Below are 21,401 nucleotides of genomic sequence, written 5' to 3'. Positions count from 1 at the left end.
AATCACATGAGGATTCTGCATACAGCGGATTGGCATCTAGGGAAAACCCTTGAAGGCCGAAGCCGGCTTGAGGAGCAAGCTGAATTTTTAGATGAATTAAATCAAATCGTCAAGGATGAACACATTGATGTCATTGTGATGGCTGGAGATGCCTTTGATACAGTGAACCCTCCTGCTCGCGCAGAACAGCTTTTTTATGAAAGTCTGTCTGCATTATCTGATAAAGGAAAGCGTCAGGTGGTTGTGATCTCTGGCAACCATGATAACCCAGACCGTTTATCAGCCGCATCTCCTTTAACGAATGAGCAGGGGATTCATTTAATTGGATATCCGACAAATGATTTAATTCATGTCGATGTTCCTTCTGCAAGTGAACGTCTATCTATTGCAGCACTCGCTTACCCGTCCGAAGCAAGGCTAAACGAAGTGCTGGCTGAAACATTTGAAGAGAAACTGCTCCGTGATCAGTACAATTTAAAAATACAACAAATGTTTCAACATTTAAGCAGCCAATTTCAGGCGGATACGGTTAATATCGCAACAAGTCATATTTATGTGGCAGGTGGCAGTCAAACGGATTCGGAAAGGCCGATTGAAGTGGGAGGCGCATATACCGTTGCGGCCGAAAGTCTGCCTGAGGCGGCTTGTTATGTCGCACTGGGGCATTTGCATCGCCCACAAACCATTAAACGTGCCAAAACGATTGCCCGCTATTCTGGATCTCCACTTGCATACAGCTTTTCTGAAGCAGGCTACGCCAAATCAGTCACCATTGTAGATGCAAAACCGAATGAAACAGCAAGCTGGAAAGAAGTGTTTTTATCAAGCGGTAAACCACTTATGAAGTGGAAGGCGACTGAAGGACTGAGCCAAGTACACAGTTGGCTGGATGAAAAGCGGGATCTTCAAGCCTGGATTGATTTAGAGATTCACTTAACAGATCAGCTGTCGATCGAACAAATTCATCAGCTTAGAAAACAGCATAGTGGATTTGTCCATATTAGACCAAAGTTTAAAGAGTTACAGCAAAAAGAAGAACAAAAACAAGTGGAAAAGCTCTCGATTGAAGAGCGGTTCGTGAAATTTTATGAGCGTCAGACAGGTGGAGGTCTACCTGATGAAAAAACCGTCAAGCTATTTTTAGAGCTTGCCAATGACATGCAAGAGGAGGAAGCGAATTGAAGCCGATCACGCTAACCATTAAAGGACTTCATAGCTTCAGAGAAGAGCAAACCATTGACTTTAGCTCCTTATGTGATGCAGGTGTGTTTGGTATTTTTGGACCGACTGGAAGCGGAAAATCGTCCATATTAGATGCCATGACACTAGCACTCTATGGCAAGGTCGAACGTGCACTCAATAATACGCATGGTATTTTGAACCAAGCTGAAGAAAAGCTGTCTGTCTCCTTTACGTTCGCTTTGCAAAGGGAACACCATATTTCTTATAAAGTGGAACGTGCCTTTAAAAGGGCAGATGAAATGAAGGTTAGAACGACGTTATGCCGATTGATTGAAATTGGTGATACGCAGACAGTTCTTGCAGATAAAGCAAGTGAGGTCAATCGTAAAATAGAAGAATTACTTGGTTTAACCATTGACGATTTTACGAGAGCGGTTGTTTTACCCCAAGGAAAGTTTGCGGAATTCCTTTCATTGAAAGGAGCCGACAGACGCCAAATGCTGCAGCGCTTGTTTAATTTGGAGAAATATGGTGATCAGCTCGTCAAACGTTTACGCGCAAAGGCTCAAAATCACTATGGACAGAAAAACGAACTGCTGGCTGAACTGACTGGATTAGGAGAAGCTGGTCCAGAGGCATTAGCGAAAGCTAAAGAAGCAGCTGCGCAGGCGCAAGCTATTTTTCTTGAGAAAAAACAAACGCGGGACGAAGCGTTCACTACTTTTACAAAAGCGCAAGCCATCTGGCAGTATCAAAAGGAACAAGAAGCGTACGAGAAGGAACAACACAACCTCAATCTGCTGGCATCCACGATGGAAGAGAAAAAGAATCAACTTCACATTGCAGAGCAGGCAGAGACATTAAAGCCTTATGCGGATGCATTAACAAAGGCTGAAAAGCAGCTCTCTCAAGCATCAAAAGAGAAGCAGGAAGCAGAAAAACATTTACTTCATCAACGAACGATCTATGATCAAATGACGCAGGAGTATGAGCAAACGCGGCAAAAGAAAATGGAAAATGAGCCAGAGCTTCTTCAAAAGAAAGAGCAGCTGATTCAATTAAAAGAAATTGAACGAAAAAAAGAAACAGCTCTTCAGGAAAAGACCGTACTAGAGCAGCAAAACAATGAAAAAGCGCAGCAATTGACTCAAAAAAAAGCGGAAGCAGAAAACGTGCAATCTTTATTAGAGCGTGCGCTTGCGAAACAAACACAGTTGAAGCATGAGCTGGAACAATTACAAGTCTCTGTCAAAGAGCGAAAACTTGTACAAGACGCACTTCGTTTCAGTGAAAATGTTCAAAGAATGAATGTGAGCATTCAAAAGGAAGAACAAAAGATTGAGGAGCTAAGACAGCGTTCAGCACAGGCGACACAATCGTATGAAAAGCTTCAAAAACAGCAAAAAGATCATCATGAAAAAATAAACCAATCGTTTCAAGCGATAGAACAATTGTATTTTTATGTATGTGAATTTGAACGAGGTCTTACAGAATGGAGTCATAAAGAGCAGGACAAAAAACAAGAAAAATTAAAACAGCGTGATGTTGTCAGATCGGCAGAATTAAGAAAAGAATTAGCGGCAGAGCTAGTAGACGGTGAACCATGTCCTGTTTGTGGATCGATTCATCATGATCCAAAGGCTGTGATAGACAATGACCATGAAGAAACGGTTGCCCAAATTGATGAATGGATTGTAAAAATGGATAAGGAGCTCAAGCTGGCAGAGGAATATGCTAGAGACATGTTTGCTGCAAAGCAGCTGCTTGAAACGCATGCCAATCAATTAGTTAAACAGTTCTCCTTTTTATCTCAAAAAGCCCCCGATTCGGAAGTAGCTGCAGCAGTAGAAGTAGTACAGAATCCGCAGTCTTTGCAACAGCTGATTCAAGAATGGAAAGGCGTAAAACAAGATATTCAAGCAATCGAAAGCAAACGAGCTCGTTTAATGGACGTTACTTATGATCAAGCGGCAGAAATGAGCAAAGTCAAAGATCAACTGACATTTGAGCAGCAGCGCATACAAGAACTAGACATGCTGATCAAGGAGCTTCGATCTGAGCTTTCCGAACAACTGACGCAATTTGAACAGACCTTTCCTCATCTGACAATCAACCAAGTGCAGGAAATGCAGCAACAAATTGACGAAAAGGATCAACAAGCGGAAGGTTATCAAGAGCGTATTGAGAAGAGTATTTCTTTTCTAGAGGAAAAACAGCAGGCAAAAGAGCATCTGCAAACAGCCATATACGATCTAGAGAAGGAACTCGATAAGTTGGCGCATCAGCTCGGAAGCCAGCAACACCTGATCGATCAATATGAAACAGATTTACAGCGATATCCTTTAAAAGCCGCTTCTCTTTCTGATGAACTGGACGAAGTTCAACAATCTCTTGCTCATCTAAATGAAAAAGAACAGCAATCGTACGAGCAATTCAAGCATGCACAGCAATTATTTAGTGAGGCGCAAAGCCATTTCTCAAGCAGTGAACGTCAGCTCCAAGAGGCGAAGCGGCGAAAACAAGAAGCTGAGAAAGCGTGGCAAAAAGAAACAGCATCTACTCCTTTTGCTCATCCTCAGGAGATAGCACCTGCTTTAATGGATCGATCTGTACGTCTTACAGTCAAACAGGAAATTGATGAATTTGAGGATAAAAGAAAGCAATGTGCAGCAAACTTAAAGCGAATTTCTGAACTGTTAAAAGGTGAGTCGCTGGATGAAGACGAGTGGACAGATATTCAACTAAAAAAAGAAGCGGCGGAAAAAGCGCTTGAAGAAGCGACAGCGCTGAGTGGATCTGCACAGGAGCATCTGCGAGTGATTGAAGCAAACCATCAGCGCTTTGCAAGCATTCATGAACGCCTTGAAGAACTGCAGCAAGAAATTGACCGGCTGGATAAGCTTCAAACTGTGTTTAAAGGGAATACATTTGTTGAGTTCCTAGCAGAAGAACAGCTAGAAAGTGTCAGCCGTGATGCTTCTCATCGTCTTGGGATTTTGACAAGACAAAGGTATGCCATTGAAGTCGATTCAGAGGGCGGTTTTGTGATGCGGGATGATGCCAATGGAGGTGTCAGACGTCCGGTATCCAGCTTGTCTGGGGGAGAAACTTTCCTGACGTCTTTAGCACTTGCCCTTGCTCTGTCTGCACAAATTCAGCTGAGAGGTGAGTTCCCGCTGCAATTCTTCTTCTTAGATGAAGGATTTGGTACGCTCGATCAAGACTTGTTAGATACGGTGATTACAGCATTAGAGAAGCTGCAGTCTCAAAATTTAGCTGTTGGTGTGATCAGCCATGTGGAAGAATTAAAGATGAGACTGCCAAAGAAACTGATTGTCCACCCAGCAGATCCAAGCGGGAAAGGAACAACAGTCTCGATGGAATTAATGTAAAGTGAGGTGATCTCAGGATGGCAAAGCAAACGATTGGATTATGTGAGCTGTGCGGAAGACAAGAGGTCGTCCTTACGGAACATCACTTGACGCCAAGAGAAGAGGGAGGGGCCTTTCTACCGACTGCCTTCCTGTGTATCCCTTGCCATAAACAAGTACATGCTCTTTATACAAACCAGGAGCTTGCCGCACGTTTGAATACGCTGGATGCACTAAGACAAGATGAAAAGCTTGTTCCGTACATCAAATGGATTCGAAAGCAGCCGGCAAGCAAGCTGGTCAAAACAAAGAAATCAAGACAACGCAGAAAGAAATAAGCATAAAAAAGCGCTCCACTAAATGAAATGAGTGTAGAGGAGCCGCTTTATGCATTGCCTACCATATTCTGATCATTTAAGTCAGGATCCACATAGTTGGTGGCGCTAATGCCATTATTTAAAATCAAGAAATCTCCGGTATTCCCCGCTCCAGAGCCTAAAGCAGATTTTGAAGAACTTTTAGGCGAAAGATAAAATGAGTCACCGACGTTTACGACGCCCCCAGAAATCGAGTTAATGTAAATGGGTCCGACAATTGCTGGCATAATCGACATCCTTTATTCGAAGTCATATCACCATCATATGCGCAGGTAGGTCCAATTGTGAGTTTGGCGGATGTTCGTCATTGTTGCTAAATAACTCTCGAATATGCTTCACTCGCGCAACGGCATTTATTCCGCACGTAGAGCCAATTTGATAGATAGAGGAGGAAGAGACCCCTTCTACATGAATGGACGACACTTTAATGAGAGGCTTTTCATGATAAAAGGCCGTTCTAACCGCTCGTTCTGGCAGCATCAATGGGATCGGCTCATAATACACTTCAAATTCTTTTTCATCTAGGTTTTCAGCTTCATTTCCATAAAACAAACTAATGGTTCGCTGAACAGCTAGCACCTTCACGTTCGGGCATAGCTCTTGTGTATCACCAATTTGAACAACACTCGCAATCCCGACAGAATTCACCTTCGAGAACTTCACTTGAGATGTGCGCTTGATCATTATCGAGGGGCTAGAGGAACAAACGGGCCAATAATTAATGATTCTGGCGGTGTATCGAAAATCGATGACAGTTGTACGTGATCCGTGTCCCCAATAATAAATAGGGAAGAGGACGATACCCCAACTACTTTAATGCTTCCGGTTTCGATGTTGCGGTTGACGACTGTGAAATTCATCCGTTTTCCTCTCCTTTCGTTTCATTTGGAATATGGGCTAAAAAGTGCTCGATTGCCCGTTTGACATCCTGTTTCACGTATTCAGCAATTTGCTCGGAACGTTGAAGCGGGGTCATATCTTCCCTTTGTGGCAGCTGCCCCGCATAATATTTGATTCTACTGTCTATTTGTTTTCGAATGTCCTCAATGATATGGTGTTTGTTGCTTTCATCAAGCGAGCCTTCGTATCGCTGCTCTAGTTCTTCAAGAAGCTGCGGTGCTTCTTCATTTAAGAATGCATCGACAAGCTGGCGTGTTTGATTGAAAAATTGATCAGCCATTTCTTGCTGCATCATTCCAATTCCCGGGGTTGTTGTTTGGCCCACTTCAAAATTTTGAACACTATTTGGATCAGATGGATTGAGGCCGATATTTAATGTGCCTTCCAGCCGCTCGATTTTCAGTTGATCAAATTGATAATCAATCCGTTCAATCGTTGTTGTCGGTTTATCTTTGATCATTTGCATTTCCTGCTGAAGCTCGTTAAGCCTTTTTTCAAGCATCATGATTTGCTGTGTTTGCTTTTGAATGATGCCATACATTTGTGAAGCGCTGTTTTGATAGTCATACATATGCATACACCTCCGGGGATTGCAGATGAACTTATGTTGTTGGTGACTGAAGCGGTACAAAAGGTGCCGTGCTTGCGCCCTGAGACTCTTCAATTCCTTGTGTGCCTGCTGCGGCAGGTGCTGACTCTACGTAGCTTCCAGTGTTATACAGATTGGAGAGTGCCTTGATTGATCCAGCACTTCCGATTTGCAGAACGGATGAGTTACTCACAGACTCCACACGTAAGTAATTAATTTGTATCGCTTGATTAATATAGAAGTTCAACGGATTCTCACTCCTTACAAGTTACCAACAAGCGGTTGATCAATGACATCACTATCATACGTATTTGTCACACTTTTATAGTTGCTAATGCGTAATTGATCACCAGTGTTAAAACTGCCTGCGCCGGCAAACGTTTTAACCTGACTATTTGGAGAAATGGTGATGCAGTCTCCAACATGAACGACTCCGCTCGTTCCGACGGCATTTACTTTAAAGGCTCCAACAATAGCCGGCATAGCGGTGCACATCCTTTAGAAAAATAGGGCACTTCGTTTTTGGGCGTTTCACCATAGCTTATGATGGGTCTTTTAATATGTGATTGTCTTTTTGAAGAACTTTGATGAGAGGAATGAAGTGTATGGTTTACCCTTTATTCGAGCATTCTTTAGAGGTGGTTTTGATGCCTTTATTTAAGAGTGTGTCAAGCTCTTGACTGCACCTGATGGTTTCTTCGGCATTCATTCCGAATTTTTTTGCGGTCTCAATCAAATGTAATCTTTTTTGTTCAATTTCATAATTGATCATAACGGACGCCAACTCTCACATTTTTTATCAAATAGAAGGATATGGTTAGTATACCCTATTTTTCTATAAAAAAAGCTCTTTCGTCAATATGAGAACTAAAGTGACAAAATTCGAAAGTGTCTTTACAGGCGCGATGTCTCTTTTTTAATCTCAGTTTGTAAATAACGTCGTCTTTTGTTGATATACTGTCGGATTAATTCTCGCTCTGAACGCAGCATGTCTTGTCGGTTTTTCGTATATGGATCATCTCCAATTCGCTGCTCAATCGAAGCATGCCATGTCTCAATGATGGGGAGAAGCCGTTTTTCTAAAAAATGTGTATCTAGTACGTGCTGGAAAAGGGTATAATAGTCTATTTTAAATGCAGGGATGTCTAGTAATCTAGCGGTTAATGTATTGAAACCGCTGACTGGAATATAATCAAACGCCATTTCTTCTCCGTGAATATCACGACCCCAAGTCGCATCATAATCCCAAGGCATTACTTGAAACCTTCCTTGATCATTCACATAAAGGGCATAGTTATGAACAAAGCCATCAAAATTTTGGGTACACACGACACCAATGAGCCAGCGGAAATATTGTGTCACATCAAGATACTGCTCAATCTTATTTGCAAACGTGTCGTCCCTTGCGGTGTTCAAAAAGTAAATAAATTCACTCAGCTGCTTGTCGTGTTCAGGAGTTCCCGTTTTTTTCTCATAACCGAGAAGAAGATGTTTTTTTGGCTTTTTATCAAATGAACTTAAAAGAGAGAAATTGGCGTCATCATCTACAGCATAATAAATGCCGCCACCATGCAGCTGTCGTTTTTGGAGGAACAGCTCATCTACAGATTCTATTTTTAAATATATGCCTTCTTTTCTTCCATTAATGGTCAGAAACACATGAGAAGCGGACGGGCTGAACACACCCATTTGTTCAAAGAAATAAAAAGACAGCCTGTTGCGAATGAAAGAAGGATCATTGTACTCTGCATTTAAGTGAAAAAGGGATTCGCCCTGTCTTTGCTTTGGTTTTCGATATTCAATTTGATAGGATTTTTTCTTGAGCTTTCGGATGTGTGATCCTCGGTATGAGGCATAAATATGTGACTTCGTTTGGCCGGTTTTCAGAATGGCCTCGACGGGTTCATCGTTCCATACGTCCTTTTTTAAATCCATGAGATCTTTTGGATGAATCCAGATATCCAGTTGTTTTAAAGGTTCTGTGTCCATGCGTTCATCACCCTCCTATATCTCCTCCACTATATGAAAATGAAGGAATGTCCTGTACCTGCTGGTAGGTATTCATGGAGTTTTCTAAGAAAGAGGCATTCGCCAAGAACACTTGTCTATCGAGTCTCGTAACATAAAGCAGAGAAGATAAACAGCTTTGTCTGTTTGTTTTGTCAGAGCACAGATTGGGAGGGGAATTGTTCGTGAGCACATTTGATCATTCGCATATTGAACATGCAGTTGATTCACTTCGAAGTGAGGGGCGTGATCATCACTTAGATCGTGAACCTGAATCGGGACATTCGCACAAATCATCTCGTTCTCGTCATTCAAATCGCCGTCACTGGTTCTTTGGTGGGGGAGGCTGCCGTAAGTCACATCGCAGCAAAAAAAGCCATAAAAGCTATCGCTCTAAAAAAAGTCGCTGCTCAAAGAAAAGTGTAAAGAGCGAGAAACCATGCAAAAGTAAAAAGTCGTATAAAAGCAAAAAGTCTTGCCGTAGCAAAAAGAGTGAACCAAAAAAATCATGCCGCAGCAAACACAGATCACATCATAAGAAAAGCTGCCGCAAATCACACCGCAGCCATCGATCTAAACGTTCTCATCACCATAAACGGAGTCACTCTTGCCGAAGATGCGGGAAGAAAAAACATCATTCCCGCCATCAAGGAAATGTTGATCGTAAATGGGATCAAGGGAATATGTGGGAGTATCGACGCTACCGCTAAATGTCAGGTCTTCATTTTTGAAACCCTTTTTAAAAGAGAGTATGATAAAAAAGGGTTTTTTTTATTTCGTAGAGAAATAAAAATGAGACATCATAATGTAGTGAAATGAAGATTGTGAGGGGAAAACATGAAGTTTTTTACAGGTGAGATACATAACAGATTGTTTATCGGGGTCGTCATTGATGATGAATGGGTGATGGACGTCAAAAAGGCAGAAGCAAAACTATTTGAGCTAGAAACATTGCCAAACTCTTTATTTGAATGCATCAACATGGGGGACAAGTTTGTCGAACACGTCAAACAGCTTCTTGATTGGGCGGAGAAAAAAGAAGAAGACCGCGGCTCTTATGTCTATCCGCTTTTGGACGTGACACTCCATGCACCGATTCCAAAACCAACGAAAAACATCATGTGTGTTGGGAAAAACTATCAAGATCACGTCATGGAAATGGGAAGTGCGGCAGATATTCCTAAAGACGTGATGATCTTTACAAAGGCGCCTACCTCTGTTGTAGGGCATGAAGCGGACATTCTTCTACATGAAGATGTGACAAGTGAATTGGATTACGAAGGGGAGCTTGCCATTGTCATTGGCAAAACAGGAAAGAATATTGCTCCTGAAGAGGTCCACGATTACATTTTCGGTTACACCATTTTAAACGATATAACGGCAAGAGATTTGCAGAAAAAACACAAACAATTTTTCATCGGAAAAAGCTTAGATACAACTTGTCCAATGGGACCTTATATCGTTCACAAGTCAGTGATTGAGGATCATGGAGCACTCCATGTGGAAACAAAGGTAAACGGAGAGGTTCGTCAGTCTGCCAGTACGGAATTAATGATCTTCCCAATTGAAGACATTGTGTCAACTCTTTCAAAAGGGATGACGCTGGAAGCGGGAGACATCATTGCAACAGGTACACCTTCTGGAGTCGGCAAAGGTTTTGAACCGCCAAAATTTTTAGCCTCAGGCGATCAGGTTGAAGTAACAATTGAACCAATTGGGACGTTATCAAATCGCGTCAAATAAAGGCGTGTTGACACAGGATTGTCGCTTTGTGTTCGACTTATTTCGTGGTACGATGAGAAGGTAATTGTTCTGATAAAGGGGGAAATCACAAATGGGAACACATTTACATATTACAGCGTGGGTGCTAGGTATTATTCTATTTTTCGTTGCCTTTGCATTAGCAGGTAAAAACGATAAAGGCGCTAAAATTGTGCATATGATCGTACGCCTATTTTACTTGATTATTATTGCAACGGGTGTAGAGCTGTATGTTCGCACAGGAATGAAAATCCCGGGTTACGGGGGCGAGTATGTTGGAAAAATGATACTTGGTATTCTTGTGATTGGTTTCATGGAAATGGTCCTGGTACGCAAGAAAAAAGGAAAATCGGTGACGGGTGTATTCATTGGTTTTATCGTGGTTGCTATTGTGACCATTCTTCTCGGCTTACGTCTGCCGATCGGTTTCCATATCTTTTAAGATAAAAAGGGCATTGCTTATCAAAAGCAGTGCCCTTTTTATGTGAGATCAAACTGAGACATCAGCCGGTGACCGTCAGATGTCGTCCATTCCAATTGAACTTGATTTGTACCCGAATGATGGTGGCATTGAAGGGCAAGTGATTGCATGTCTCCTGAAAACTGAAAAAAAGACACGCGATGAGAAGGATGGAAGGAAGAGAAGACACAATCATAGACGGAAAAGCCAAGCTGTTCTACATGGTCAATGATCTGATAAAAGACGCTTTCTGGTACGAACATAAGCAAATCAAGCCACCCTTTAGAAAGAGACGCTGTATATTGAATGCGTTCACCGCCTTTTACCTCCATCAACTTCCCATTATCACAAAGAACGACAGACCCGAGCAATTCTCCTTTTGTCCATCGATCCTTTTCTTTCAAACAGATCATAGAACTTTGAAGGCTTTCAGGCATCATGATGTCTCCTTCTTCGTCTTCAATCAGACAATGACCGTTTTCCATCAGTAAGTACCCGTTACACCATTTTGGGTGGTTTTGCTGAAGATAGGTCATGCGGTTCTCCATTCGCAAAACCTCCTTTCCTCTTTCTTTTCTTACCAAATGAAGCTTGTCCTATACACAGGAGGAAAAAAGGACAAATCAACTATCAAGGAGACGATGCATAAACTAAGAAAGGCTAAATGAGAACACTTGATGAAAAACGGATGGGAGCTGATGATGATGTGTGGAATAACAGGCTGGGCAGACTTTAAAAAGCAGCTCATCCAACAGGATCATGTAATCAATCAAATGACAGATACATTATCTAAACGAGGGCCGGATGATACAAATACGTGGAAAAGTGAGCACGTTCTTTTCGGCCATAAACGGTTAGCCGTTGTCGATGTTGAAGGCGGAAAGCAGCCGATGACATATACCCATCAACACCATGATTATACGGTGGTATACAATGGAGAACTCTATAACACAGAGGATATACGAAAAGAATTATTCAAAAGGGGGCACCGCTTTCTTGGGCATTCTGATACAGAGGTTCTTCTTCACGCCTATACAGAATGGAAGGAAGAGTGTGTGACCCATTTTAATGGAATTTTTGCATTTGTCATTTGGGATAGTGAGCGTGAATTATTATTTGCAGCGAGAGACCGGCTCGGTGTCAAGCCATTTTTCTATACAGAACGTCATCATTCCTTTTTGTTTGGCTCAGAAATCAAAGCACTTCTGGCTCATCCTGAGATGAAAGCCAAAGTCGATCATGAAGGCTTATCAGAAATTTTTGGCCTAGGGCCGTCTAGAACACCAGGGCAAGGCGTATTTAAAGGGGTGAAAGAGCTGAGACCTGCTCATGCTTTAACCTTCTCAAAAGATGGTTTGCGTGTGTGGAGGTACTGGAATGTCAAAAGTAAGCCACATACAGATTCGCTTGATGACACCGCTCAGCACGTGAAGGAACTTTTTACGGATGCCGTTACAAGACAGCTCGTCTCTGATGTGCCTGTATGTACGTTTTTATCTGGCGGCGTGGATTCTAGTGCCATTACAGCCATTGCCGCCAAGCACTTTGAGAAAATAGGGAAAGCCCCGCTGCATACGTATTCCGTTGATTACGACGGAAATGATCAATTCTTTGAAGCAAGTCAATTTCAGCCCAATGCTGACGGGCCGTGGATTGATCGAATGACCAAAGCGTTTCAAACGAATCATCACAGCTGTATCATCGGGCAAAAAGAGCTGGCTTCTTATTTGAAAGAAGCGGTTGAAGTGCGAGATTTGCCGGGGATGGCAGATATTGATTCTTCCTTACTATGGTTCTGCCGAGAAATTAAAAAGGATTTTGTTGTCGGTTTATCAGGTGAATGTGCAGATGAGATTTTTGGAGGTTACCCATGGTTTCACATGGCAAGCGAAACCAATGGGTTCCCGTGGATGAGATCAACGGAAGCACGCATTCAGCTTCTTCAAGACTCATGGCAAAAGAAATTATCACTGAAGGAATATGCGCAAAGCAAATATGAAGAAACCGTGGCAGAAACCCCTCTTTTAGATGGAGAAACCGGAGTAGATAAAGCCCGAAGAGAACTTTTTTACTTAAATATGATTTGGTTTATGACAACACTGCTGGATCGAAAAGATCGTATGAGCATGGGTGCGAGCCTTGAGGTACGTGTACCATTCGCAGATCATCGTCTTGTTGAGTATGTATGGAATATTCCTTGGGAAATGAAAATGTATGGAAATCGGGAAAAAGGGGTTTTGAGAAAAGCATTAGAGGGAATTTTACCGAATGAAGTGCTTTATCGCAAGAAGAGCCCTTATCCGAAAACACATCATCCTGCTTATACTCAGGCGGTAAAAGAGATGTTAACAGATTGTCTCGCGCAAAAGGATTCTGTGCTTCATGAATTTTTAGATCCACATCAATTAAAACAGCTGATTGAAACGGAAGGGGCTTCTTTCCAGGTTCCTTGGTATGGTCAGTTAATGAAAGGCCCACAGCTCATTGCCCATTTGGCACAGATTCATCATTGGTTTGAAACATATCGAATTGATATAGAAGCATAACAAAGGGTCGGCTTTCTTGCACTTGTTGAAAGGAAGTCGGCTTTTTTGCTACATAACATGAGACTTTTAGAGCACATCAAAAGTTGATCTAACCGCTTCAATTTGTATAATTAACTTAAAGTGAATTAATTTGGAGGAAAAAGGATAATGAAAATCATTGTGATCGGAGCAGGACCAGGGGGACTTGCAGCAGCTATGATGTTGCAAAGCAAAGGACATGATGTTCATATATATGAAAAACAGTCCTTTGTTGGCGGACGTAACTCTAAGTTTCAACTTGGTGATTTCACGTTTGATACAGGTCCTACTTTTCTCAGTATGATTCATATTGCAGAGGAACTATTCACCTTTGCCGGTAAAAATCTCTATGATTATATAGATGTGATTGAATTAAAAGAAATGTATAGGTTAATCTTTCAAGATGAGAAGCTTGATATGATTCGAGATCGAGACGAAATGTACAAACGGCTAGAAGCCTTTGCACCTGGTGAGGGCGAGGGGTATGTACGTTTTATGAATGATACAAAACGAAAAATGGACCGCCTAACGCCGATTCTACAAAGTAAAATGGATCGTTTCCATCATTATTTGCGTCCAAAGGTCATCAAAGCACTTCCTCAGCTCTCATTAAATAAAAGCTTATATGATGTGCTGTCGGATTATTTCTCAAATGAATCAGTGAAATATGCCTTTACATTCCAATCAAAATATTTAGGGATGTCACCTTGGGAATGCCCAGGAGCGTTCTCAATTCTTTCCTTTATGGAGCATGACACAGGCGTTTATCATCCAAAAGGCGGAGTGAATCAGCTGTCAGAAGCGATGGCAAAGGCAGCTGTTGAATCTGGGGCTACCCTTCATCTATCAACTGGAGTTGAGAAGTTGCTGACGGAAGGCAGGAAAGTGAAGGGCATTCGCTTAGAAACCGGTGAAGAAATACAGGCAGATGAGGTCGTCGTAAATGGTGATTTTGCACACGTGATGACAAAGCTTGTAGAGCCGGGTCTTTTAAAGAAATATAGCGAGAAGAAACTGAAAAAGAAAAAATTCTCATGCTCCACCTTTATGCTGTACCTAGGTTTAGATACGATATATGATGAGCCGCATCATACCATCGTTTTTTCCGATGACTATGCGAAGTTCGTCAAAGAGATTACGAAAACCTTTGAGCTGCCGGATGATCCGTCCATTTATATTCAAAATGCAAGTGTGACAGATGATTCGCTTGCGCCAAAAGGCAAGTCCGCTCTTTATGTGTTAGCACCCGTTGCCAATAATCAAAGCGGTATTGACTGGGAAGCGCATCAAGAAGAATTTAGAGAGCTTGTGCTGGATACACTGGAGCGGAAAACGGGCTTTAAGAATATCAGGCAGCATATTGAAGTCGAGCGGATGATCACGCCGAAGCATTGGGAAGAAGAGCTGTATGTATATGAAGGAGCTACATTTAATCTGGGTCATCAGTTGACGCAGATGATGGTACTCAGGCCGCATAATGAATTTGATGAGTTGAAACACTGCTGGCTCGTTGGTGGAGGAACCCACCCAGGCAGTGGATTGCCAACCATTTTAGAATCAGCGCGTATTACGACAAATGCGATTCTGGCAAAAGAGAAACATACGCACAAAAGAGTGCCACATCAAGAAAAGGGGAGCGCCTCATGAAAAAACATATATTGATTGCTGGCGGCGGTATTGGCGGAATGATCTCAGCCCTCTATTTAAAAAAAGCTGGACATGATGTCACCCTTGTTGAAAAAAATGAACGGCTCGGCGGGAGACTTGCTTTTGTACGTGAGAAAGGATATAAAGTAGATGAAGGTCCGACCATTGTCCTACTTCCTGATATGTTAAAAGGCATTTTACATGACGTAGGCATTGATGAAACATCTCTTGAACTCTTGCAGCTCGATCCGCTGTATACGATCCACTATCAAGATGGAACCTCCTATACGAAATACTCTGATACACGGCGACAACTAGAAGAAATCAAACGTGTATTTCCAAAGGAAGAACAGGGATATTTAACATTTATGCAAGAAATGACGGATCGGTTTCAAGAAGGGCAGGAAGCTTTTCTAGAAAAATCATTTCATGAAAAACGAACCTTTTTTACAAAAGCGAACATGAAGATTTTAATGAAATTAAAAGCATATCGAACCGTTCAAAGTTCTCTCAAAAAATATTTTTCAGATGAGCGCCTCCGAGCTGCATATGCACTTCAAACCCTCTATGTCGGAGGAAATCCGTATGAAGCATCTGCCATTTATTCGCTTGTTTCATATAGTGAGCACGCACACGGAATTTACTATTTAAAAGGCGGATATGCGAGTTTAGTAGATATATTGGAGAGACAGCTCTTAAAGACGGGTGTACACATAAGAAAAAGTGAAGAAGTCGCACAATTTGAGTTTGAGGGGAGACGTGTGGTCAAGGCAAAAATAAATGATGAGCACATAGCAGCTGATGCATTTGTGATGAACGGAGATTATCCAGCGGCGTTAAAACAGCTTGGTTTAGGTGAACAAGACCGGCGTAAATACGTTCCATCCTCCGGCTGCGTGATGGTGTATCTAGGGTTAAACAAAGTATACGATGAAGCACCTGTTCATCAATTTTTCATGGGAGAACACTTTGATCAGCATATGAGAGAGGTGTTCCAAACGAAAACGATACCTCAAGATCCATCATTTTATACGTTTAATCCATCGACCATCGATCCATCCCTTGCCCCAGAAGGCAGCAGTGTCCTATATATGCTCATTCCTGTTCCATCAGGAGATCACATCAACTGGGAACAAGAGACAGACTTTGTGGATAAAATGGTGGAGCGTCTTGAAAAAAGAGGCTTTCCACAGCTGCGAGAGGCGGTTGTCTGGCATAAGGTGAGAACACCGAATGATTCAATGCGAGAAGGATTGTTTGAAGGCGGCAGCTTTGGACTCGCTCCTAATTTGTTTCAATCAGGTGTGTTTCGCCCGCAAGTAAAGGTTGCAGATGTAGACAATCTATATGCGGTAGGTGCTTCCATCCATCCCGGCGGCGGGGTACCGATCGTGATGCAAAGTGCAAAGCTCATGGCTTCTGTACTGCTTAAAGAGCTGAACAACAGAAAGGAAGTGAAGCTAAGTGGTTGATGTGCAAACAGCATTGAAAATATGTGAAGAGACCATTCAAACCCATTCAAAAACGTTTTATCGTGCCTTTTCCATGCTGCCTAAAAAGAAAAGACAGGCTGTTTGGGCTGTTTATTCCTTTTGTAGGAGAGCGGATGACATTGTAGATGAGTCTCCTTCACCAAAGGAAGAACTGGCGTCTTTTCAGGAGGCATTTGATCGTTTCTTGCAAGGAGAAGTAGATCGTGATGATCCAATGTGGGTGGCGCTGGAGTATACATTTCAACAGTTTCGTATGGATGAATCCCCATTCCGTGACCTGCTGCGTGGACAGGAGATGGATTTAGAGCAGCACCGGTATGAAACGTTAGATGAACTGCTCATTTATTCCTATCATGTCGCAAGTACAGTTGGATTAATGCTGCTTCCGATCATTGCACCGCGTAAAAAAGAACAGCTAAAAGAAGCCGCGATTTCCCTTGGGATTGGCATGCAGTTGACCAATATTCTTCGAGACATTGGTGAGGATAAGGCGGAAAGGAACCGCATTTATTTGCCAAAACAAGTCATGGATCAATTTGGGTATACAGAGCAAGAATTACAAGAAGGGATCGTCAATCAAGCCTTCCAGCATGTATGGGAATATATTGCGTTTGAGGCAGAGGCGTACTATGAGGAATTTTTTGACCATCTACATGAATTCCCACTTTATTCAAGGATACCGGTGAAAGCAGCTGCTCACTTTTATAAGGCTATTTTAGATAAAACTAGAGAAAACGAATACCGCGTCTTTACGAAGCGGTCATATATTTCAACACAAGAAAAAGCACTTATTTTAGAAGATATTACGTAATGAAAAGAAGACAAAGGGGTAAAATAAAGTTCGTTTTAGCCCTTTCAGCGTGTAGACAAACCCTCGCATTCGGTGTCAGTCCTGCGCTTCGGTGCTCACGAATGTCAAATTCGCTCCGCGCCGATGCTCGTCCTTCCTAGGGCTGCAAAGGTTTTCTATCACGCTGAAAAGAAGACAAAGGGGTAAAATAAAGTTCATTTTAGCCCTTTGTCAACAATATGAAAGGACTGCACCCGCAGTCTTTTTTATGTGGAAGTAAATCGATACTCCGTCCACACCCTTGAACGCCACCGCCTATACATGAAGATACCTCTTACCCATTCATCCACGATAAAAGAAATCCAAACCCCGATAAGGCCCATTTCAAGTTGAATGCCTAATAAATAAGCGATCGGAAGGCCGATGCCCCACATTGAAATCATCGCCATATAGACTGGAAACTTCGCGTCACCAGCTGCCCGCAAGGAGTTGATGATGACCATATTAAAAGAACGTCCAGGCTCTAAAATAATCGTCAATATGAGGAGGAGACTCGCTATTTGAATGATCTCACTGTTGCTAGTGAAAAAAGTAAGTAAATGCGTCGATGATAAAGATAAAGCAGTAGAAGAAAGAAGCGAGATGGCAATGGCCCAGTATAAGCTTTTCATGCATCTTCGATAGGCCGCATCAAATTCTTTCGCCCCGATCAGGCGCCCAATTAAGATTTGTGTTCCTTGGCTAATGGCAGCACCAAATAACATAATGAACATCATCAAATTCTGGGTATAGACTTTTGCTGCCAGTGCTTGCGTGCCCATAAATGTGATAAACAGCGTAATAATCATTTGCGAGCCATTATAAGAAAGTTGTTCTCCAGCAGAAGGAATGCCGATTTTTAGCAGTTTTTTTAAATGCGTTCGCTGGATGTAAAACATTCGCTTGAATGAAAACCGCAATCCAATGCGGTGTCGAACAATGAGTATCATGGCTGTAAGACCGATCAACCGTGCAAATGATGTGGAAAGAGCGACACCCATGACACCTAATACAGGGAAGCCAAATGGTCCGAAGATCACCAAATAATTACCAGCAACATTTAACAGATTCATACCGATGGTGACATACATCGTATCTCTCGTGAATCCATAGCTTTTTAAAATAGCACTATAGGTCATAATGAGCGCCTGAATAAAAGAAAGCAGGCCGACAATCTGTAAAAAGACGGTTGCATCTGGCATGAGCTCGCTTGATAATCCCATCATATGCAGGATAGGCACAGCTAACACAAACATAAGAAGACTGATCACAAAGCTAATGAGGAAGTTGGTGCCTAGTGATACATAGGCAACTTGGGTCGCTTCCTGCTTGCGGCTCGCTCCTAAAAGCTGCGCAATGACAATCGTCGTCCCAGTCGTAATGAAGCTGAACATCACAATCAATAGATTTAATAGCTGATTGCTTACCCCTACTGCGGCAACACTATTGTCAGAATACTGGCTGAGCATCAGTGTATCTGCGCTCCCCATCAGCATATATAAAGAGATTTCGATAAAAATAGGCCAAGTTAATGCAAATAATGAAGGGTGGGATTTTTCACTTTTGGCTTGAACCTTTTGTATTGTCAGTGCTTGTGGTTTCATCACATCACCTTCTTTCGTATAAATCCGATTTATAGTGTACCTTGCATCGACTATAATAAGAAGAGATGAAACCGAAACTTATTGGAGAAATCCGACTTCATAAGGGGATGAATATGGGTCCGTTTATTACATTTACTGTACCGCCATTTCCAGTCTATATTGCTTCAGGCAAAGGTGTATTCCACCCAGGAGAACGACATATCTCCAGAATTTTCACCGTATTTGATCTTCTTTATGTCACGAAAGGTGAACTGTGGATCACAGAAGACGAGGTGCCTCATCACGTAAAAGAAGGAGAATATATCATCTTATCACCGGGACTTGCCCATGGTGGACATCTGCCATGCAAAGAAGAAACACTTTATGAGTGGCTGCATTTTTCAATTGATTCATTTGAGTTTACAGATCGGCCGAGAGAACACTGGTTTGACATGAAGCAAAATCAAGCCACTTTTGAAAAAGCAGCAAGCTATGAATTTCGTCTGCCCCGAAAAGGAAAAGTGAAAGGGGAAAGCGTGCTACAGAAGCATCTTTCAGCGATGCGCGCTTTAAATGATGATGCGTCTGAACTTCAGCTCAAAAAGCAGCTTCAATTTGAGGAAATGCTCATTCATTTACAAAAAGAAGCATTTCATATTCCAAGTGCAAAGGAGACTGTCGCTTCAGAAGTGGTTCACTATCTTGAACGTCATTTTACACAAAAATTACAGATGGAGAAGCTGGCAGAGATTCTTCATTATCATCCTGATTACATGACAAGGTGCATGCAGACCGTGTACGGACTGACGCCGAGCCAGTACATCAATCGACTCAAAATTGAAAAAGCCAAAAGCCTGCTTGCTTCAACGAATGAAAAAATAGCTCTCATTGCAGAACATGTAGGCATTGATGACCCAACGTATTTTTCAAAGCTGTTTCGGCAAAATGAAGGCATGACGCCTATCGAGTATCGTCATCTTGCTAAAAGAACGACAAAGTAAAGGAACGTGAACAGATGAAAGGAAAAAAAGAAGAGATTGTGAGCATACGTCCATTAGACGAAACCGATTTAGAAGTGGTATGGCATTTAAGGTTTAAAGCACCAGATCAGGCCTATCGAAAGTGGAATGCTCCGTATTTTATTGAACATGACATATCGCTTGCTGCATTTAAAAAACGCTATTTACAGGATGATTCTGTCCTGCCAAAACTATTTGGCATTGATGTCGGAGGTGAATTAAAGGGCACAGTTTCTTATTATTGGGAGAATGAGCGCACACGTTGGCTGGAGTGTGGGATTCTTATTTATGACTCACGTTTTTGGAATGGGGGCGTTGGAACGAAGGCATTGCGTCTATGGATCGATGAACTCTTTTCACACATTGATATTCCACGCATCGGTCTGACCACCTGGTCTGGAAATGAACGCATGATGCGTTGCGCAGAGAAATGCGGGTTTATCCTTGAGGGAAGACTGCGTAAGGTTCGTTACTATCAAGGGGAATATTATGATTCGATGCGGTATGGGATGCTGAGAGAAGAATGGCAAAGCCTTCCGAATCATTCATTTGAATAGTTGTTTTTAAGATTAGGAAAAAAGTATAGTAAGATTCAATAAATTGAAAAAGAAGGGTGGCGGATGAATGTGAAATGGATTACAGGTTGGTTTGTATCCATCTTAGTCGCAATCTACCTATTCGTTGATGCACCAAAACACGGGAAAAATAAATGGTTATGGGCTATCTTAGGTCTTTTACTCGGGCTCTTCACACTTGGAATATATCTCATTCAAACAGGAAGAAAAGGGTTGGGCTGGACAGTACTGATTGTGTCCATTTTCATCTATGCGATTGCCATCCTCGTCTTTGTCTTGTACTTTCTCATGCTGGTCTTCGGGTACTCCAACGCAAATTAGAGAGTACGGCTGTGGCGATTTGTTTCACTTCAAGTTGCTACCGATTGATGGTTTGATTGCGCCAAAGCATCTTAGGATAAATGGTGATGGGGCTCGGGCAGGATGATCCTCATGTTTATCCATCTTATTTTATCTCATGTGGCTCACTGCTTTGGTCAAGTAAGTCCTTCATAAAGAAGGGCTTTTTTCTTTTATTTTTTGAGCAGGGACACCTGCAATGACAATCCGCTCTTCATGAAAGGAGCGATTCACTACTGCATTTGCTCCGATGGAAATATGATTCGCAATATAAATATTTCCAAACAGTTTAGCGCCAGGGCCGATCCATACATGATCTCCAATGACGGGCACATCTTTTTCATGATGGTTTTGACCGATATTCACGCCTTGATGAATATCACAAAACGATCCGATTTTGGCGTGCTTGTTCACAATCAACAGCCCAGTATGGTTGATTCTGAGCCCAGGTCCAAATACACCAATTGGGATATCAAAGCCAAGCTGCATGCCTTTCTTTTTATGTAAGTAACGATAAAACCATTTGCGTAACGTAGCACCGCTATTCGTATAGTACTCATATTTTCGTAAATATCTTTGATATTTCCAAATATCATCCCCAAGCCACTTTGGTCTTTTTCGATTGATGGCAAGTGCTTTCTGATCTTGTGCCAAGTAGTGGTGAAGGTCATGCTTCGTTAAAATCATCAGATCTCCCTCGATTCC

General features: G+C 42.1%; 24 protein-coding genes and 1 pseudogene. 14 read left to right on the top strand and 11 right to left on the bottom strand.

Annotation, left to right across the window (positions count from 1 at the left end):
- Positions 1–6 precede the first annotated feature (6 nt).
- Genes sbcD through N521_RS18025 form a run of 3 tightly spaced genes read left to right on the top strand, consistent with a single transcriptional unit; the run spans position 7 to position 4,891 of the window.
- Complete coding sequence (gene sbcD / locus N521_RS18035) at positions 7–1,182, top strand: exonuclease subunit SbcD (protein ID WP_025207109.1); 1,176 nt, start codon at positions 7–9, stop codon at positions 1,180–1,182.
- Positions 1,179–4,574, top strand: a complete 3,396-nt coding sequence (gene sbcC / locus N521_RS18030) for an exonuclease subunit SbcC (protein WP_035392490.1) — start codon at positions 1,179–1,181, stop codon at positions 4,572–4,574. Before sbcD ends, sbcC begins: the two co-directional genes overlap by 4 nt.
- 17 nt (positions 4,575–4,591) lie before the next feature.
- Positions 4,592–4,891: a hypothetical protein gene (locus tag N521_RS18025; protein WP_017360217.1), complete on the top strand. Its 300-nt coding sequence runs from the start codon at positions 4,592–4,594 to the stop codon at positions 4,889–4,891.
- A 47-nt stretch (positions 4,892–4,938) separates the two neighbouring features.
- On the opposite strand, the gene N521_RS18020 is transcribed toward N521_RS18025, so the two are convergent.
- The 8 genes from N521_RS18020 to N521_RS17985 all read right to left on the bottom strand — a co-directional run bounded on the left by N521_RS18020 (position 4,939) and on the right by N521_RS17985 (position 8,408).
- Positions 4,939–5,157 (bottom strand): spore germination protein, encoded by a 219-nt coding sequence (locus N521_RS18020; RefSeq protein WP_003211468.1) that lies wholly within the window; start codon positions 5,155–5,157, stop codon positions 4,939–4,941.
- Between the two features lie 22 nt (positions 5,158–5,179).
- Positions 5,180–5,614 carry a spore germination protein GerPE gene (locus N521_RS18015; protein WP_035392488.1) on the bottom strand — a complete coding sequence of 145 codons (435 nt, stop codon included), beginning with the start codon at positions 5,612–5,614 and terminating at the stop codon, positions 5,180–5,182.
- Positions 5,614–5,790 (bottom strand): germination protein GerPD, encoded by a 177-nt coding sequence (locus N521_RS18010; protein ID WP_003210893.1) that lies wholly within the window; start codon positions 5,788–5,790, stop codon positions 5,614–5,616. Before N521_RS18010 ends, N521_RS18015 begins: the two co-directional genes overlap by 1 nt.
- Complete coding sequence (locus tag N521_RS18005; RefSeq protein ID WP_035392486.1) at positions 5,787–6,401, bottom strand: spore germination protein GerPC; 615 nt, start codon at positions 6,399–6,401, stop codon at positions 5,787–5,789. Before N521_RS18005 ends, N521_RS18010 begins: the two co-directional genes overlap by 4 nt.
- A 31-nt stretch (positions 6,402–6,432) precedes the next feature.
- Complete coding sequence (locus N521_RS18000) at positions 6,433–6,666, bottom strand: spore germination protein GerPB (RefSeq protein WP_035392485.1); 234 nt, start codon at positions 6,664–6,666, stop codon at positions 6,433–6,435.
- A gap of 14 nt (positions 6,667–6,680) precedes the next feature.
- Positions 6,681–6,902 (bottom strand): spore germination protein, encoded by a 222-nt coding sequence (locus N521_RS17995; RefSeq protein WP_003211745.1) that lies wholly within the window; start codon positions 6,900–6,902, stop codon positions 6,681–6,683.
- Between the two features lie 127 nt (positions 6,903–7,029).
- Positions 7,030–7,191: an aspartyl-phosphate phosphatase Spo0E family protein gene (locus N521_RS17990; protein WP_008348605.1), complete on the bottom strand. Its 162-nt coding sequence runs from the start codon at positions 7,189–7,191 to the stop codon at positions 7,030–7,032.
- A 122-nt stretch (positions 7,192–7,313) separates the two neighbouring features.
- Positions 7,314–8,408 (bottom strand): CotH kinase family protein, encoded by a 1,095-nt coding sequence (locus N521_RS17985; RefSeq protein WP_035392483.1) that lies wholly within the window; start codon positions 8,406–8,408, stop codon positions 7,314–7,316.
- A 203-nt stretch (positions 8,409–8,611) separates the two neighbouring features.
- Here N521_RS17985 and N521_RS20020 point away from each other — a divergent pair.
- From N521_RS20020 to N521_RS17970, 4 genes and pseudogenes are all read left to right on the top strand, one after another.
- Positions 8,612–9,073 (top strand): annotated as a pseudogene (locus tag N521_RS20020) (CotG/ExsB N-terminal domain-containing protein); the annotation flags it as partial.
- Positions 8,958–9,245, top strand: coding sequence for a hypothetical protein (locus N521_RS17980; protein WP_442852764.1), 288 nt, complete (start codon positions 8,958–8,960; stop codon positions 9,243–9,245). The pseudogene N521_RS20020 and the gene N521_RS17980, both read left to right, overlap by 116 nt.
- Positions 9,246–9,263: 18 nt before the next feature.
- Positions 9,264–10,169, top strand: a complete 906-nt coding sequence (locus N521_RS17975; RefSeq protein WP_035392480.1) for a fumarylacetoacetate hydrolase family protein — start codon at positions 9,264–9,266, stop codon at positions 10,167–10,169.
- Between the two features lie 91 nt (positions 10,170–10,260).
- The gene (locus N521_RS17970; RefSeq protein WP_007499115.1) at positions 10,261–10,629 is read left to right on the top strand and encodes a YisL family protein; all 369 of its coding nucleotides are present in this window, start codon (positions 10,261–10,263) and stop codon (positions 10,627–10,629) included.
- Between the two features lie 38 nt (positions 10,630–10,667).
- Here the strand turns inward: N521_RS17970 and N521_RS17965 are convergent, their stop codons facing one another.
- Entirely contained in the window at positions 10,668–11,195 is a 528-nt protein-coding gene (locus N521_RS17965) for a DUF2777 family protein (protein WP_035392478.1), read from the bottom strand.
- A gap of 156 nt (positions 11,196–11,351) precedes the next feature.
- Between N521_RS17965 and asnB the strand changes: the two genes are divergently transcribed.
- From asnB to N521_RS17945, 4 genes are all read left to right on the top strand, one after another.
- On the top strand, positions 11,352–13,193 hold the full coding sequence (gene asnB / locus N521_RS17960; protein WP_035392662.1) for an asparagine synthase (glutamine-hydrolyzing): 1,842 nt from the start codon (positions 11,352–11,354) through the stop codon (positions 13,191–13,193).
- 147 nt (positions 13,194–13,340) lie between these two features.
- The gene (locus tag N521_RS17955) at positions 13,341–14,858 is read left to right on the top strand and encodes a phytoene desaturase family protein (RefSeq protein ID WP_035392477.1); all 1,518 of its coding nucleotides are present in this window, start codon (positions 13,341–13,343) and stop codon (positions 14,856–14,858) included.
- A complete protein-coding gene (locus N521_RS17950) occupies positions 14,855–16,330 on the top strand; it encodes a phytoene desaturase family protein (RefSeq protein WP_035392475.1) in 1,476 nt (491 codons plus the stop codon). Before N521_RS17955 ends, N521_RS17950 begins: the two co-directional genes overlap by 4 nt.
- Positions 16,323–17,162 (top strand): phytoene/squalene synthase family protein, encoded by an 840-nt coding sequence (locus tag N521_RS17945; RefSeq protein ID WP_017360206.1) that lies wholly within the window; start codon positions 16,323–16,325, stop codon positions 17,160–17,162. Before N521_RS17950 ends, N521_RS17945 begins: the two co-directional genes overlap by 8 nt.
- Positions 17,163–17,407: 245 nt before the next feature.
- On the opposite strand, the gene N521_RS17940 is transcribed toward N521_RS17945, so the two are convergent.
- Positions 17,408–18,784, bottom strand: coding sequence for an MATE family efflux transporter (locus N521_RS17940; RefSeq protein WP_019743129.1), 1,377 nt, complete (start codon positions 18,782–18,784; stop codon positions 17,408–17,410).
- Positions 18,785–18,897: 113 nt separating this feature from the next.
- Between N521_RS17940 and N521_RS17935 the strand changes: the two genes are divergently transcribed.
- The 3 genes from N521_RS17935 (at position 18,898) to N521_RS17925 (ending at position 20,678) form a co-directional block, all read left to right on the top strand.
- A complete protein-coding gene (locus tag N521_RS17935) occupies positions 18,898–19,764 on the top strand; it encodes an AraC family transcriptional regulator (protein WP_035392474.1) in 867 nt (288 codons plus the stop codon).
- 14 nt (positions 19,765–19,778) lie between these two features.
- On the top strand, positions 19,779–20,339 hold the full coding sequence (locus N521_RS17930) for a GNAT family N-acetyltransferase (protein WP_035392472.1): 561 nt from the start codon (positions 19,779–19,781) through the stop codon (positions 20,337–20,339).
- Positions 20,340–20,402: 63 nt separating this feature from the next.
- Positions 20,403–20,678, top strand: coding sequence for a hypothetical protein (locus tag N521_RS17925; RefSeq protein WP_035392471.1), 276 nt, complete (start codon positions 20,403–20,405; stop codon positions 20,676–20,678).
- A 168-nt stretch (positions 20,679–20,846) separates the two neighbouring features.
- Here the strand turns inward: N521_RS17925 and N521_RS17920 are convergent, their stop codons facing one another.
- Complete coding sequence (locus tag N521_RS17920; protein WP_008348575.1) at positions 20,847–21,383, bottom strand: serine O-acetyltransferase; 537 nt, start codon at positions 21,381–21,383, stop codon at positions 20,847–20,849.
- Positions 21,384–21,401: the final 18 nt, after the last annotated feature.

This window comes from Bacillus sp. UNC125MFCrub1.1 (assembly GCF_000701305.1).
Lineage (GTDB): Bacteria > Bacillota > Bacilli > Bacillales > Bacillaceae > Bacillus > Bacillus altitudinis.
Note: the sequence above shows the minus strand (reverse complement) of the source record. Positions and strands in the feature narration are given on the sequence as shown.

Bases quoted from the DNA above. Each gene is read 5' to 3' on its own strand.
- N521_RS17995 (WP_003211745.1), bottom strand. From the start codon at position 6,902: ATGCCGGCTATTGTTGGAGCCTTTAAAGTAAATGCCGTCGGAACGAGC.
- N521_RS17970 (WP_007499115.1), top strand. From the start codon at position 10,261: ATGGGAACACATTTACATATTACAGCGTGGGTGCTAGGTATTATTCTA.
- N521_RS17920 (WP_008348575.1), bottom strand. From the start codon at position 21,383: ATGATTTTAACGAAGCATGACCTTCACCACTACTTGGCACAAGATCAG.
- N521_RS17940 (WP_019743129.1), bottom strand. From the start codon at position 18,784: ATGAAACCACAAGCACTGACAATACAAAAGGTTCAAGCCAAAAGTGAA.
- N521_RS18020 (WP_003211468.1), bottom strand. From the start codon at position 5,157: ATGCCAGCAATTGTCGGACCCATTTACATTAACTCGATTTCTGGGGGC.
- N521_RS18015 (WP_035392488.1), bottom strand. From the start codon at position 5,614: ATGATCAAGCGCACATCTCAAGTGAAGTTCTCGAAGGTGAATTCTGTC.
- asnB (WP_035392662.1), top strand. From the start codon at position 11,352: ATGTGTGGAATAACAGGCTGGGCAGACTTTAAAAAGCAGCTCATCCAA.
- N521_RS18005 (WP_035392486.1), bottom strand. From the start codon at position 6,401: ATGTATGACTATCAAAACAGCGCTTCACAAATGTATGGCATCATTCAA.
- N521_RS17975 (WP_035392480.1), top strand. From the start codon at position 9,264: ATGAAGTTTTTTACAGGTGAGATACATAACAGATTGTTTATCGGGGTC.
- N521_RS17925 (WP_035392471.1), top strand. From the start codon at position 20,403: ATGAATGTGAAATGGATTACAGGTTGGTTTGTATCCATCTTAGTCGCA.
- N521_RS17955 (WP_035392477.1), top strand. From the start codon at position 13,341: ATGAAAATCATTGTGATCGGAGCAGGACCAGGGGGACTTGCAGCAGCT.
- N521_RS18010 (WP_003210893.1), bottom strand. From the start codon at position 5,790: ATGAATTTCACAGTCGTCAACCGCAACATCGAAACCGGAAGCATTAAA.
- sbcD (WP_025207109.1), top strand. From the start codon at position 7: ATGAGGATTCTGCATACAGCGGATTGGCATCTAGGGAAAACCCTTGAA.
- N521_RS17990 (WP_008348605.1), bottom strand. From the start codon at position 7,191: ATGATCAATTATGAAATTGAACAAAAAAGATTACATTTGATTGAGACC.
- N521_RS17965 (WP_035392478.1), bottom strand. From the start codon at position 11,195: ATGGAGAACCGCATGACCTATCTTCAGCAAAACCACCCAAAATGGTGT.
- N521_RS17985 (WP_035392483.1), bottom strand. From the start codon at position 8,408: ATGGACACAGAACCTTTAAAACAACTGGATATCTGGATTCATCCAAAA.
- N521_RS17950 (WP_035392475.1), top strand. From the start codon at position 14,855: ATGAAAAAACATATATTGATTGCTGGCGGCGGTATTGGCGGAATGATC.
- N521_RS18025 (WP_017360217.1), top strand. From the start codon at position 4,592: ATGGCAAAGCAAACGATTGGATTATGTGAGCTGTGCGGAAGACAAGAG.
- N521_RS17930 (WP_035392472.1), top strand. From the start codon at position 19,779: ATGAAAGGAAAAAAAGAAGAGATTGTGAGCATACGTCCATTAGACGAA.
- N521_RS17935 (WP_035392474.1), top strand. From the start codon at position 18,898: ATGGGTCCGTTTATTACATTTACTGTACCGCCATTTCCAGTCTATATT.